General features: G+C 68.8%; 9 protein-coding genes. 8 read left to right on the plus strand and 1 reads right to left on the minus strand.

Features of this window, described 5'->3' with window-relative positions; genetic code table 11:
* The first annotated feature begins 274 nt into the window (after nt 1-274).
* Nucleotides 275-5359, plus strand: a complete 5085-nt coding sequence (locus tag HWX25_RS26575; RefSeq protein WP_175911413.1) for an ATP-binding sensor histidine kinase — start codon at nt 275-277, stop codon at nt 5357-5359.
* A 27-nt stretch (nt 5360-5386) separates the two neighbouring features.
* Here the strand turns inward: HWX25_RS26575 and HWX25_RS26580 are convergent, their stop codons facing one another.
* Nucleotides 5387-6652: an FAD-dependent oxidoreductase gene (locus HWX25_RS26580; protein ID WP_175911414.1), complete on the minus strand. Its 1266-nt coding sequence runs from the start codon at nt 6650-6652 to the stop codon at nt 5387-5389.
* 205 nt (nt 6653-6857) lie between these two features.
* On the opposite strand from HWX25_RS26580, the gene HWX25_RS26585 reads away from it, so the two are divergent.
* The 7 genes from HWX25_RS26585 (at nt 6858) to HWX25_RS26615 (ending at nt 13525) form a co-directional block, all read left to right on the plus strand.
* Nucleotides 6858-7130, plus strand: a complete 273-nt coding sequence (locus HWX25_RS26585) for a UBP-type zinc finger domain-containing protein (RefSeq protein WP_059534396.1) — start codon at nt 6858-6860, stop codon at nt 7128-7130.
* A 134-nt stretch (nt 7131-7264) separates the two neighbouring features.
* Nucleotides 7265-7747 (plus strand): VOC family protein, encoded by a 483-nt coding sequence (locus HWX25_RS26590; RefSeq protein ID WP_175911415.1) that lies wholly within the window; start codon nt 7265-7267, stop codon nt 7745-7747.
* Between the two features lies 1 nt (nt 7748).
* On the plus strand, nt 7749-8975 hold the full coding sequence (locus HWX25_RS26595) for an FAD binding domain-containing protein (RefSeq protein WP_175911416.1): 1227 nt from the start codon (nt 7749-7751) through the stop codon (nt 8973-8975).
* Between the two features lie 80 nt (nt 8976-9055).
* Complete coding sequence (locus HWX25_RS26600) at nt 9056-9415, plus strand: DUF485 domain-containing protein (protein WP_175911417.1); 360 nt, start codon at nt 9056-9058, stop codon at nt 9413-9415.
* Nucleotides 9412-11091: a cation/acetate symporter ActP gene (gene actP / locus HWX25_RS26605; protein ID WP_175911418.1), complete on the plus strand. Its 1680-nt coding sequence runs from the start codon at nt 9412-9414 to the stop codon at nt 11089-11091. The genes HWX25_RS26600 and actP overlap by 4 nt, the downstream gene beginning before the upstream one ends.
* The gene (locus tag HWX25_RS26610; RefSeq protein WP_175911419.1) at nt 11088-12233 is read left to right on the plus strand and encodes an amidohydrolase family protein; all 1146 of its coding nucleotides are present in this window, start codon (nt 11088-11090) and stop codon (nt 12231-12233) included. Before actP ends, HWX25_RS26610 begins: the two co-directional genes overlap by 4 nt.
* Nucleotides 12234-12400: 167 nt before the next feature.
* Nucleotides 12401-13525, plus strand: a complete 1125-nt coding sequence (locus HWX25_RS26615; protein ID WP_175911420.1) for an FAD-dependent monooxygenase — start codon at nt 12401-12403, stop codon at nt 13523-13525.
* Nucleotides 13526-13881 lie beyond the last annotated feature (356 nt).

Raw genomic sequence — 13881 nt, forward strand, 5'->3', positions numbered from 1 at the left:
GGCCGTGCCAAGGCAGGCCGGAAGGCTCGACCGTATCGTAGGTCGCAACCGGCGCCGCGAACATTATCCATAGGTTTAGTCCGGCATGGACCGGTCACCGGGGCGCACGGGGTCCTGCAAAATCCGCCGGGCTGTCGGACAATGCACGGGTCGCCGCCCGGACGTGCGCGACCGAGCCCGGCCGATCCCGCATCGCGAGCCGTTTCCGACCTGCTCCATCCAGCCTGCCCCAACCGTGAATCAGCCCTTGCGTGACCCGGACGCCTCGAATCGAATGGATGCCGACTGGCTCGCGCGCGCCCGCCTGTCGAACGTGGTGCGCTCGGGCGACGTCCTGACGTTCGACCTGACCGACGCCGCAACGGGGGATGTGTGGTCGGCGTGCCAGACCGGCTGGGTATCCGATCAGCGCTGCCGGCAGTTCGAGCAGGAATACGCGTTGGCCGGACTCCTGGAACCGGCCCGGGCGCTCACGCCGACGGCGCTGATCCGCGCGGCCGACGGCCCGGTGCTCGTCTATCCGCGCCTGGACGTGCGTGCGTTCGACACGCTGACGGACGGGCGACTACCGCTCGACGTCTTCCTCGAAAGCGCGATCGGCGCCGCACGCGCGCTCGGCGAACTGCATCGGCACGGCTGGCTGCACGGCGATCTCCAGCCGGCCAGTTTCGTCATCGCACCGGACGGCACGGTCATGCTCCGCGCGTTCGCCCATGCCCGGGAGCGCGGCACGAAAAAAGCGGCGGCGGGCACGATGCGCACGGATTTCGCCGCATACGCGGCGCCGGAAGTCTCGGAAGGCGCATCCGTCGACGAGCGCGCCGACCTGTACGCGTTCGGCATCACGCTGTTCCGCCTGCTGACCGGCGCGATGCCGTACAAGGCCGCGTCGACGTCCGATTGGGTCCACGCGCACGTCGCGATACAACCGTCGCCGCCCGCGGCGTTTCGCGGCGACGTGCCCGCCATCCTGAACGATCTGATCCTGAAGCTGATCGCCAAGGAGCCCGCCGATCGCTACCCGTCCTGTGAAACGGTGCAGCACGATCTCGAGCGGATCCTGCACGACTGGCGGGCAGCGGGCCGCGTCGAGCCCTTCGCGCTCGGCGGCCGCGATCCGTTCGCCGGTCTGCACGCGCCCGACCTGCCGGTCGGCCGCGACGCTGAAATTCACGTGCTCGAGGGGAGCCTGGACGCCGTCATGCGCACCGGCGAGACGGCCGTCGTCCTGATCGACGGGCCGGCCGGTGTCGGCAAGACCGCGCTCGCCGAACACTTCATCCGCCATGCGCGCGCGGCGTCCGACACCGCCTGGTGCACGTCGGCCAAGGTCGATCAGTTCCAGCCCGCGCGGCCGTATGCGCCCGTGCTGCAGGCATTGCGCGCGCTGTTCGGCAGCGCGCTGGCCAGGCGCGACGACGAAATCGCGGTGATCGCCGCGCGGCTGCGCGACCGCGTGGGCCGTCAGGCCAGCGTCCTTTCCGCGATCTTCCCGGAAACCGCGTGGCTCCTCGATGTCGAGCCCGTCGCGTTCGACCACACCGATGCGATTCCGGCATTTCATCTCTGCCAGATCGTCGTGAATGCATTCCGCGCGTTCGCGGCGCCGGCCGAACCGCTCGTCATGACGCTGGACGACATCCAGTGGGCCGATGACGCGACGCTCGCGTTTCTCGCATCGATCGTGCTCGATCCGCCGGCGCATTTCTGCATCGTCGCCGGTTACCGGAGCGGGCCGTCGCACGACTACCCGCCGGCGTTCCGTCGCTTCCTCCAGCAGATCGATCGCGGCCGCCTGTCGTCGTTGACGCTCGCGCCGCTCGGCGCGCCCGACGTCACGCGCATGCTGTCCGGCATGCTCGGGGAAGCGCCGGACCGATTGTCCGGGCTCGGCGACATCGTGCATCGCAGGACGGGCGGCAATCCCTTCCACATCCAGCAGCTGCTGCGCACGCTAATCGACGAGCAGCTGCTCGGCTACGATCCGGTGCGGCAAACGTGGCAATGGAACGCGGGCGACATCGACGCGCACCACCAGACCGAGAATGTCGTGAGCCTGCTCGCGATCCGGATGCAGCGCTTGCCGCATGAGTCGAGAACGCTGCTGGCGCTGATGGCCTGTATCGGCATCGACACCGACGAAGCGCTGTTGCGCGCCGCCGCCGGCAAGACGCTGGCCGAACTCCGCTTCTGGCTGGACCCGGCGCGCCAGATGGGCCTCGTGTCGCTCTCCGGCGACCGCTGGCGCTTCACGCACGATCGCATCCTCGAGGCCGTCTACGCGCTCACGGGGAGCCCGGAGCGCGCGCTGCGCCACGCCCGGATCGCCGCCGCGATGCTGGCACGCGCGAACGCGCCGTCGCCCGAATCCTTGCTCGCGCTCGCTGCCCAGATCGAACTGGCGAAAGACGTGCCGCTCGACGACGCGCTCGCGCTTGCGTTCGCGGGCGCGCTGACCGACGCCGCGGCGGCCGCCGCCACGGCCGCCGCGCGCGATCGCGCGTTGTCGTTCCTGGCGCTGGCGCAATCGTTGCTCGGCCCGCATGCGTGGTCGCGACACTACGGTCTCGCAAGCCGGATCGGCATACTGCGCGGCGGCCTGCTGCTCGCGATCGGCGAAACCGCGCAGGCGGCCGACGCGATCGACATGCTCATGGCGCGGACGCGCACGCCCGCCGACCGGGCCGAGGCGCATCGGCTGAAGGCCGCGCAGCTCACGGTCGAGTCGCACTACCGGCAAGCCATCGACGTCGCGCTGGCCGGGCTGGCGCTGCTCGGCGTCGAGCTGCCCGCCGAGCCGGCCGAGGCCGATCTCGCGGCGGCCTGCGAGGCCGTGCACACGGCGCTCGACGGCCGCGCCATCGCCGATCTGGTCGACCTGCCCATGATGACCGACACGCGCGTCGAAGCCGCGATGGCGCTGCTGACCGCGCTCGAAGCCGCGATGTTCTATCCGAGCGGCGGGCTGATGCTGCTGCATTTCGCGACGATGGTGCGGCTGACGCTGCGCCACGGTGTCACCGCCGCGTCGGTGCAGGGGCTCGCGTGGTACGGCGTCAGCATCGCCGAGCATCACGACGCGTATAAAGACGGCTTCGAATTCGCCAAGGTCGCGCTCGCGCTGGTCGATCGCCACGGCTTCGAGCGCTATCGCTCCGCCACGCTGATCGCGCTCGACCAGGTGAGCGTCTGGACGCAGCCGCTGTCCTACGCACTCGAACGCGCACGCGATGCGAAAGCGGCGGGCAATGCGAGCGCCGAGCTGCGCTGGATGTGCTACAGCTGCAACCACATCGTCAGCGATCTGCTGTCGATGGGTGAAGCGCTGCCCACGATCCGCGACGAAATCGACCCGCTGCTGGAAATCGCGCGCGGCACGCACTACGACGACATCGTCGACCTCGTCTCCACCCAATCGGAATTCATCGACGCGCTGCAGTTCGGCCAGGACCGGCGGATCGGCACGTGGCGGACCCGCGCGTCGACCCGGACCCCGATGTCGGTCCTCGCGTTCTGGACCGACGTGCTCGTCGGCCAGGCGGCGTTCATCTTCGGCGATGCGGCGACGGCACGCGCATCGCTCGAGGCGGCCGCATCGAGTGCGTGGTCGACGCCCGCGCACATCATGCTTGCCGATTTCCACCTGTTCAGCGTGCTGGCCGGCATCGCCGCCGACGACGGCGCAACGCGGCCCGATCGCCTGCTCGAGCGCTTCGCGCCGCAGCGTGCCAGATTCGCGGCGTGGAGCGAGCGAAATCCGGGTACGTTTCTCAACAAGCTCGCGCTGATCGACGCCGAATTCGCGCGCGTACGCGGCGAGCATGTCGTCGCGATGCAGCAGTACGAAACGTCCGCCGGCCTCGCGGCGGAACGCGGTTTCGTGCACGAACAGGCGCTCGCGCACGAACGGGCCGCGGAGCATGCCGCGTCGCTCGGGCTCGCCGGCCACGCCCGCCATCAGTTGCGGCTCGCCCATGCGTGCTACCGGCGCTGGGGCGCGACCGGCAAGACCCTTGCGATGGAAGCGCAGCATCCGTTCCTCGTGATGGATGCGTCGCCGGGCGGCCCGGCCGCGCCCGCGTGCGAGGATCTCGATTTCGCGCTCGCGATGCGTGTGGCCCACTCGCTGTCCGAGGAAATCGTGCTGGAGCGCCTGATCCAGACGCTGATGCGCAACATGCTCGTGTACGCCGGCGCGCGTCATGGCCTGCTGCTGCTCGCCCGGCGCGACCGGCTGACCATCGAGGCGGTGGCGCGCATCGCGGGCAGCGACGTGATCGTCGACATCGCCCGCGGCGAACCGACCGAACAGGACGTGCCGCTGTCGATCCTGAACACCGTCGCGCGGACGCGCAAGCCGATCGTGCTCGCGAATGCGCAGCGCGATGGCGTTCCCGACCACGTCGACAGCCTGCGCGCGCACCCGACGCGCTCGTTGTTCTGCCTGCCGCTATTGAAACAGGGCACGCTGATCGGCGTGCTGTATCTCGAGAATGCACTGAGCAACGGCGTGTTCTCGCCGCGGCGCATCGCGATGCTGGAAGTGCTCGCACCGCAGGCCGCCAACGCGCTCGAATCCGCGCGGCTCTACGCGGAACTGATCGACGAGAACGCCCGCCGGGTCGAGACCGAGGCCGAGCTGCGGCACGCGCGCACCGAACTCGCGCGCACCGCGCACATGACGGTGATGGGCGAACTGGCCGCATCGATCGCGCACGAGATCAATCAGCCGCTGACGAGCATCGTGTCGAGCGTCGGCGCATGCCTGCGCTGGTTGCGCGGCCCGCAACCCGATCTCGGCGAGGCGCTCGCGAGTCTCGAGGACATCCGTGCGTCCGGCGTGCGTGCGGCCGACATCGTCCGCGCGTTGCGATCGCTCGCGCGCCAGGCACCGCCCGCGCTCGCGCCCGTCGCGATCGACGACCTGATTCGCGACATGCTGCGTCTCACCGAGACGGAAATCGACGCGAAGCATGTGGTGCTGCGCGTCGACCTGCACTGCGACGGCGTGCACGCGATGGCCGACCGCACCCAGATTCAGCAGGTGATCCTGAACCTCGTCACCAATGCACTCGACGCGATGGACGGACTCATCGCGCCGCGCGAACTCGAAATCACATCGCAGGTCGGCGACGGCCACGCGGTCGTCCGCATTGCCGATCGCGGCGCCGGCATCGACGCGGACATCGCGAACCAGATCTTCGACCCGTTCTTCACGACGAAATCGCACGGCATGGGGATGGGCCTCGCGATCTGCCGCTCGATCATCGAAGCGCATGGCGGCACGCTCGAGGCCGCGCCACGCGACGGGCACGGTACCGTCATGACGTTCCGGCTGCCGGTGTCGACGCCGCGCTGATATCGGCGGCAAACGCATGGCTCGGGTTCAGCCCTGACGGTGCGCGTCCTCGCTCAGGAATCGATGGACGAAGGTCACGGCCATCGCCCCCTCGCCGACCGCCGACGCCACCCGCTTGACCGAACCCGACCGGACGTCGCCCGCCGCGAACGAACCCGGCACGCTCGTTTCCAGAAAGTACGGCCGGCGCTCGAGCGGCCACACACGCTCGAATGCCGGACAGTCGTAAAGATCGCTGCCGGTGACCAGATAACCGCCCTCGTTGCGGATGATGCTCGTATCCCTTGCCCATTCGGTGTTCGGCGCACCGCCGATGCAGACGAACAGGTGCGTGGCCGGCAGCACTTCCCGCGTGCCGTCTTCCGTGCGCAGCACGATCGCCTCGAGTCGATCGTCGCCCTGCAGCGCGTCGACGGTCGTGCCGTAGCGGACGGTCACGTTCGGCATGCGTTCGATCCGGTCGATCAGATAGCGCGACAGCGTCGCCGCGAGCGACGCACCGCGGACGATCATCGTGACTTCGCGTGCGTGCCGTGCGAAGTTCATCACGGCCTGGCCGGCCGAATTTCCGCCGCCGACGATGAACACGTGCTTGCCCTCGCACATCGACGCTTCGCTCGATCCCGCGCCGTAGAACAGGCCTGCGTTGAGAAACTGCTGTTCGTCCGGCAAACCGAGGCTGCGGTATTCGATGCCGGTCGCACAGATATTCGCGCGCGCGGTCAGGATCGAGCCGTCGGCCAGGTCGACGCGAATCTTGCCGTCGACGAACGTCGCATGCACGCCCTCGCGCATCATCAGCAGCTCGACGCCGAACTTGACCGCCTGCTGGCGCGCACGCTCGGTCAGTTCGGCGCCCGGTATGCCGTCCGGGAAGCCCATGTAGTTCTCGATCAGCGAACTGGTCCCCGCCTGTCCGCCGACCGCATCGCGCTCGATCACGACGGCCCGCAGCCCTTCCGACGCCGCATAGACAGCGGCCGACAAGCCCGCCGGGCCGGCGCCGTAGATCGACACGTCGTACTCGACGAAGCGCGGCCGGGCGACCCAGCCGAGCTTGGCGGCGATCTCCGGCAGCGTCGGCTGGTAGAGGCACGTGCCGTCCGGAAAGACGACGGCCGGCAGCCGGATGTCGCGCAGCGGCGCGATGCCCAGCTCGCGCATGCAGTCGGTGTCGGACGTCAGCTCGCACCACGCGTACTTGACCACGCCGCGCTTCAGGAAGTCGCGAATTGCGTAGGCCTCCTTGCTGTTCGGCAAACCGATGACCTTGACCTGCTGAGACTGCGTCATGAAACCTCCAGGTGACCGCGGTGCCGTATTTCATGTCGGCCGTACTTGCGACTGTACGTCGTCATCGCCTTCACGCCGCCGCGCTTCATAAGAATTAAGGTCCGCTCGCACCGCGACCGTCCACAATGAAGCCTGTCCACCTCCGCTCGCAGCTTCGTGCCGGCCGCGCTGCGAGCGCTCTGCGGCGCCGGCATCGGAGCGAAAGATGGCCACGACCTGCACTCACCTCGGCGAAGCACGCGTGCTGAACACGGACAAGGACTACTGCGAGGAATGCGTGAAGTCCGGCAGCCGGTGGGTGCATTTGCGCCTGTGCCTGAGCTGCGGGCAGGTCGGTTGTTGCGACTCGTCGCCGAATCGCCATGCGAGCCGGCATTTCCACGAAACCGGCCACCCGCTCGCCCGTTCGATCGAGCCGGGCGAGCGCTGGGTATGGTGCTACGCGGACGACGTCATGGCCGGCGAGATCGCGTCGTAACGCATCGCGTGGCGGCATCCGGCACCTTTTCCGACCACGGGTAAACACCGCTCGATCGCGGCTTTGTCCTGCCGATCTTTTCCACTAGAATTTATCGAACGATAACTTATCGCCCGATAAACACGAGGTGTCCCATGCCTGTATCCAGACTCGCGCACTACTCGATCCGCACGCTCGACCTCGAAAAATCGTGCCGGTTCTATGAACGCGTGCTCGGCTTCAAACGCGGCTATCGCCCGCCGTTCGACTTTCCGGGCGCGTGGCTCTACAAGGGCGGCGACGAAGCCGACTACGGAATCGTTCACATCATCGGCGTCGATCCGGCCAACCCGGACGGGCTCGCGGCCTATCTCGGCGACAAGGCGCTGTCGGCCAGCGGCACGGGCACCGTCGATCACATCGCGTTCCTCGCGACCGGCGTCGAGGCGACGTGGCATACGCTGCGCGCCGAGAACATCCCGTGGCGCGACCGCACGGTGCCGAGCCTCGGGCTGCACCAGGTCTTCATCGAGGATCCGTCCGGCGTGACGATCGAACTCAACTTCCCTGCCGCCGAGGTCGAGGGCCTGGCGCTTCCCGACGCGGCCGCAGCGGCCCGCGCATCCATCGGAGACTGACATGAACGACGTCACTTCAACCCACCGCAAGGCCGTCATCGTCGGCGGCTCGCTGGGCGGCCTGTTCGCCGCGAACCTCCTGCTGCGCAACGGCTGGGACGTGGACGTGTACGAGCGGGTGCCCGAGGCGCTGTCGGGCCGCGGCGCCGGCATCGTCACGCATCCGGAACTGTTCGACGTGATGCGCGCCGCGGGCGTGCGCATCGACGAATCGATCGGCGTCAAGGTCGAGTCGCGCATCACGCTGTCGCAGGACGGCGCCGTGGCGTCGGCGCGCCGGCTGCCGCAGACGCTTACCGCGTGGAGCAAGATGTATCACGTGCTGCGCGCGGCGCTGCCTGATCAGCACTATCACCCGGGCGCCGTCGTGACCGACGTCTCGGACGGCCCGGCGCACGCGTCCGTCACGCTGTCCGACGGCTCGATCGTGCACGCCGACCTCGTCGTCGCGGCCGACGGATTCCGCTCCGCGATTCGCGAATGGCTCGTGCCGGACGCACGGCTTCAATACGCGGGCTACGTCGCGTGGCGCGGGCTGGTCGACGAAGCCGCGCTGTCGGACGCAACCCACGCGACCCTGTTCGACAAGTTCGCATTCGGCCTGCCGCCGCGCGAACAGATCCTCGGCTATCCGGTCGCCGGCCAGGGCAACAGCACGCTGCCCGGCGAGCGCCGCTACAACTTCGTCTGGTATCGCGCGACGAGCGAGGAAATCGACCTCCCGAACCTGCTGACCGACGAGACCGGCAAGCTGTGGGCGGGCGGCATTCCGCCGACGCTGATCCGGCGCGACGTCCTCGCCGATCTCGAGGACGCGGCCCACGCGCTGCTCGCGCCGCAGTTCGCGGAAGTCGTGTCGCGCGCGACGCAGCCGCTGTTCCAGCCGATCTACGACCTCGAAGTGCCACGCATGGCGTTCGGCCGGATCGCGCTGCTCGGCGATGCCGCGTTCGTCGCGCGGCCGCATTGCGGAATGGGCGTCACCAAGGCCGCCGGCGATGCGCTCGCGCTCGTCGAGTCACTCGCCACGCGCGCCGACACGCTCGACGCACTGAGCGAATACAGCGAAACGCGCACGGCGTTCGGCGCCGCGATCGTGCAGCACGCGCGCCATCTCGGCGCCTACATGCAGGCGCAACTGAAAAACGACACCGAGCGCGAAATGGCCGAGCGCTATCGAACGCCGGAAGTCGTGATGCGGGAAACCGCCGTGCCGCCGCACGTCTGAGCCCGGCAACGGCGGACGCCGCGCACGACACGCGCGACGCTCACGCCCCGCCACGACATTCGATCCATCGAGGAGACACCGTGAACCACACGCTTCCGGCCACCGCCGGCACCGCGCCCGATCCGGACTCGCCGGCGCAGGCCCCGCATCCGCTGCTGCGCGATGCCCGTTTTCGCACGCTCGTCAGGCGCAGAAGGCTGCTCGCCTGGTCGCTGACGCTCGTCATGCTCGCCCTGTATTTCGCGTTCATCCTGACGCTGGCGTTTTCGCCGACGCTGCTCGGCCAGCCGATCATGCCGGGCCGGCCGACGCCGTGGGGCATCCCGGTCGGCTTCGGCATGTTCGTCGTCACGTTCGCGCTGGTCGCGCTGTACGTGTTCCAGGCCAACTCGGTCCACGACGCGCTCGTCGCGTCCATTCGTGACGGAGACGCGCAATGAAACGCCTGCTCCTCGCATCGATCGCCGCCGTCGGCGCGGCGCCGGCGTTCGCGGCCAGCCCCGCGGCGCTCGCGCACGGGCACAACCCGGTCGCGATCGGCATGTTCCTGCTGTTCGTCGCGTCGACGCTCGTCATCACGCGCTGGGCCGCGCGCAAGAACCACAGCGTGGCCGACCACTACGCGGCCGGCGGCCGGATCACCGCGCTGCAGAACGGCTGGGCGATCGCCGGCGACTACATGTCGGCGGCGTCGCTGCTCGGCATCTCCGCGCTGGTGTTCACGAGCGGCTACGACGGCCTGATCTATTCGGTCGGCTTTCTCGCGAGCTGGCCGATCATCCTGTTCCTGATCGCCGAGCCGCTGCGCAATCTCGGCAAATACACGCTCGCCGACGTCGTGTCCTATCGCCTGCGGCAACGGCCGATCCGCGCCTTCGCGGCGTCGAGCTCGATCGTCATCGTGCTGCTCTATCTGGTGTCGCAGATGGTCGGCGCGGGCAAGCTGGTCGAACTGCTGTTCGGTCTCGACTACACGGTCGCGGTGCTGGTCGTCGGCGTGCTGATGGTCGTCTACGTCTTCTTCGGCGGGATGCTCGCGACTACCTGGATCCAGATCGTCAAGGCCGTGCTGCTGCTCGCCGGCGCGGCGTTCATGGCGTTCATGGTGCTCGGCCGTTTCGGCTTCAGCCTCGACGCGCTGTTCGCGCAGGCCGTGAGCGTGCATCCGAAGCATGCGGCGATCCTGCATCCGGGCGGCCTGGTCTCCGATCCGGTCTCGGCCGTGTCGCTCGGCCTCGCGCTGATCTTCGGCACGGCGGGTCTGCCGCACATCCTGATGCGCTTCTTCACGGTCGGCGACGTCAAGGCGGCCCGCAAGAGCATCCTGCATGCGACCGGCATCGTCGGTATCGGCTACATGCTGATCGTGATCATCGGCTTCGGCACCATCGCGCTGGTCGCGCCGGACCGGCAGTACCACGATGCGTCCGGCGCCGTGACGGGCGGCGCCAACATGGTGGCGATCCACCTCGCGCATGCGGTCGGCGGCAACGTGTTCCTCGGCTTCATCTGCGCGGTCGCGTTCTCGACCATCCTGGCCGTGGTCGCCGGACTCACGCTCGCGGGTTCGTCGGCGATCTCGCACGACCTCTACGCGAACGTGCTGCGCCGCGGGCGCGCGTCCGACCGCGAGGAAATGCGCGTGGCGCGCGCGACGACCGTGGTGCTCGGCGTGCTCGCGATCCTGCTCGGCATCGCGTTCGAGAAGCAGAACATCGCGTTCATCGTCAGCCTCACGTTCTCGATCGCGGCGAGCTCGAACTTCCCGGTGCTGCTGCTCTCGATCTACTGGCGCGGGCTGACGACGCGCGGCGCGGTACTGGGCGGCCTGCTCGGGCTCGCCACCGCCGTCACGCTTACGGTGCTGAGCCCGACCGTGTGGGTGACGGTGCTCGGTCATGCGCATGCGGTCTATCCGTACGAATATCCGGCACTGTTCTCGATGGCGGCGGCGTTCGCCGGCGTCGTCCTGTTCTCCGTCACCGATCGCTCGGCCCGTGCGCGACATGAGCGCGCGCAGTTCGACACCCAGCTCGTCGCGTGCGAAACGGGCATCACAACGGGCATCTCGCAACGCGGCGGAGCCGCACGATTCGAGGAGTCGATATCCGCATGAGACACGCCACGCTGACCTGCACCTGCTGCCCGTCGCCGGCCCGGCGACGCCTGCTCGGCGCGTTTGCCGCGCTTGCCGGCACGGCCGTGGCCGGCCGTTCGGCATCGGCCGCCGAAACCGCGAACGCCCCGGCCGCATCGACCGCCCCGTCGCTGCCGAGGCCGCGCGCGATCGACGTCCACGCGCACTACTACCCCGAAAGCTTTTGCGATCTGGTCGGCGGCGAGGGCAAGCGCTTCGGCGGGTCGTTCACGTGCGACGACGCATCGTTCACGTTCCGCACGCCCGCCGGCGGCCTCGGGCCGCTGCCGATGAAGTTCATCGACGTCGACGCGCGGCTCAGGGACATGGATGCGTCCGGCGTCGACGTTCAGGCGCTGTCGCTCAGCGTGCCGATGGCGTATTGGGGCGACCGGCCGTTCAATGCGAAGCTCGCGCGCGACTGGAACTCGGCCGCGTCGCGCGTCTACCAGCGGCATCCGGCACGATTCGTCGTACTCGCGACGCTGCCGATGCTGAACGCGACCGACGCGATCGACGAACTCGAACGCGCCGCGCAGTTGCCAGGCGTGCGCGGCGTGTACATGGGCACCAACATCGACAACCGCGATCTCGACGATCCGTTGTTCGCGCCGGTCTTCGCGCGCATCGCGCAACTGAACCTGCCCGTGTTCCTGCATCCGCAGCAAACGGTCGGCGGCGCGCGGCTCGGCGATTTCTACCTGAGCAATCTGCTCGGCAATCCGTTCGATACGGCGATCGCGGCCGCGCATCTGATCCTCGGCGGCGTGCTCGATCGCCATCCGGACCTGCACTTCACGTTGCCGCATGCAGGCGGTGCGTTGCCGATCGTCGCGGGACGCCTCGACGCGGGCTGGACCGTGCGCCCCGAAACGCGCCGGCTCGCGCAGAAGCCGAGCAGCTATCTGCGGCGCTTCAGCTACGACACGGTGTCCCATTCCGGGCCCGTGCTGGACTTCCTGATCGCGAACGTCGGCGTCGATCGGCTCGTGCTCGGCAGCGACTACTGCTTCGACATGGGCTACGAACAACCGGTCCGCTTTCTCGATCGCGTCGACCTGACGGCGGAACAGCGTTCGATGATCCTCGGCGGCAATGCGGGCAGGCTGCTGCGCATCTAGCGCGCGGGCCGGCCAGCGAAAACGCATGCGACCGGCCGCGCCTGCACGATCGGCGCAGCCCGCCGACGCACATGGCATCATCCGGCGAACCGTCGGCACCACGCGCGTCGGCACGCGGGCGGGCAAGCGGCCGGCGGTGCCGTCTTTCGAACATGGAGTCACGCACGATGAAAATAATCATTGCCGGCGGGTCGATCGCCGGTCTCGCGGCCGCGCTGACGCTCGACTGCATCGGGCACGACGTAACGGTCTACGAGCGCTCGCCGTCGCCGCTACGCGGTCAGGGCGGCGGCGTGGCCGTGCTGCGCCGGATGATGGCGTTCCTCGAACAGCATGGCCGTCATTGCCGGCAGATGATCAGCGTGCCGACGCATCGGCGGCGCTGGATCGATCGCGACGGCAGCGTCACGCGGGACGAACCCGAAATGCTGCCGTTCTCGTCGTGGGACGCCGTGTACCGCTCGCTGTGCGAGACGCTGCCGCCCGGACGCATCCGTTACGGCCGCGCGGTCAGCGGCTTCGAGCAGGACGCCGACGGCGTCGACGTTCTCCTGGGCGACGAACGCATCCGCGCGGACGTGCTGATTGCGGCCGACGGAGCGGGCTCGACCCTGCGCACGCGCCTGTTTCCCGGCTACGCGCCGTCGTTCGCGGGCTATCTCGCGTGGCGCGGCATCGTCGACGAAGCCGATTTCGACGCCGCCGCGATTGCGCCATTGGTCGAGAACATGACGCTTCACAAGGCGCCGGGCGAGCTGTTCATGGCGTTCCTGATTCCCGCGCTCGACGGCTCGCTCGCGCCGGGCGCGCGCCGTTTCAACTGGCTGTGGTATCGCAACGAAGCCGACCGCACGGCGCTGCGCCGCCACCTGACCGATCGTGACGGCAACGTCCATCATGCATCCGTGCATCCGGGGATGCTTGCGGATGAGACCGTCGGCGCGCTGCGGCAACTGGCGGAAGAACGATTGCCGGCATCGTTGTCGCAACTGGTGCTCGCGACGCGCGCGCCGTTCAACCAGGCGATCGTCGACGCGCTGAGCCCCGGCTTCGTCAACGGCCGCGTGGCGCTGATCGGCGATGCGGCCTGCACCGTGCGCCCGCATACGGCCTCCGGCACGTCGAAAGCGGCGAGCGATGCGGTGTCGCTCGCCGAAGCGCTGCCGGCCGACGCGGCCGACGTCGTCGAACGTCTCGCGCGATGGTCGGTGCGACGGCGTGAGGAAGTGACCGCGTTGCTCGCGAAGGGGCCGCAACTCGCGGCCGCGTTCGGCCTCGGCACACCGCTTTGACATGCTGGCCGGCGATGACGGAATCGATGTCGCCAACGCCGACACGATGGTCCGCAATGCGCCGCGGCGCACGACGGAACCGCACGCGATGCCCGCCGCCTGCGTTCAGAACGTTTCAGCGCGGTTTCAGGTAACGGCGCCGCCCCCCGCGTAGACTGCCCCCATCATCCGCCGCACGGGCCACGCCCCGCGCGCAATCCCACCTTCTGGAACGACGACATGAACTCCGCCGCGAATCGCCATCGCCGGCCCGGCTCGTCATGGCCGAACCGGTCGGCCATGCGCCATCGCCATCCGCCGGCCCCGGCCGCAACCGCCGTTGCCGGCACGCGCCGGCCCGCCTGTCACGGCAAGCG

The organism is Burkholderia sp. BCC1640, from assembly GCF_902833125.1.
GTDB classification, from domain to species: Bacteria; Pseudomonadota; Gammaproteobacteria; order Burkholderiales; family Burkholderiaceae; genus Burkholderia; species Burkholderia diffusa.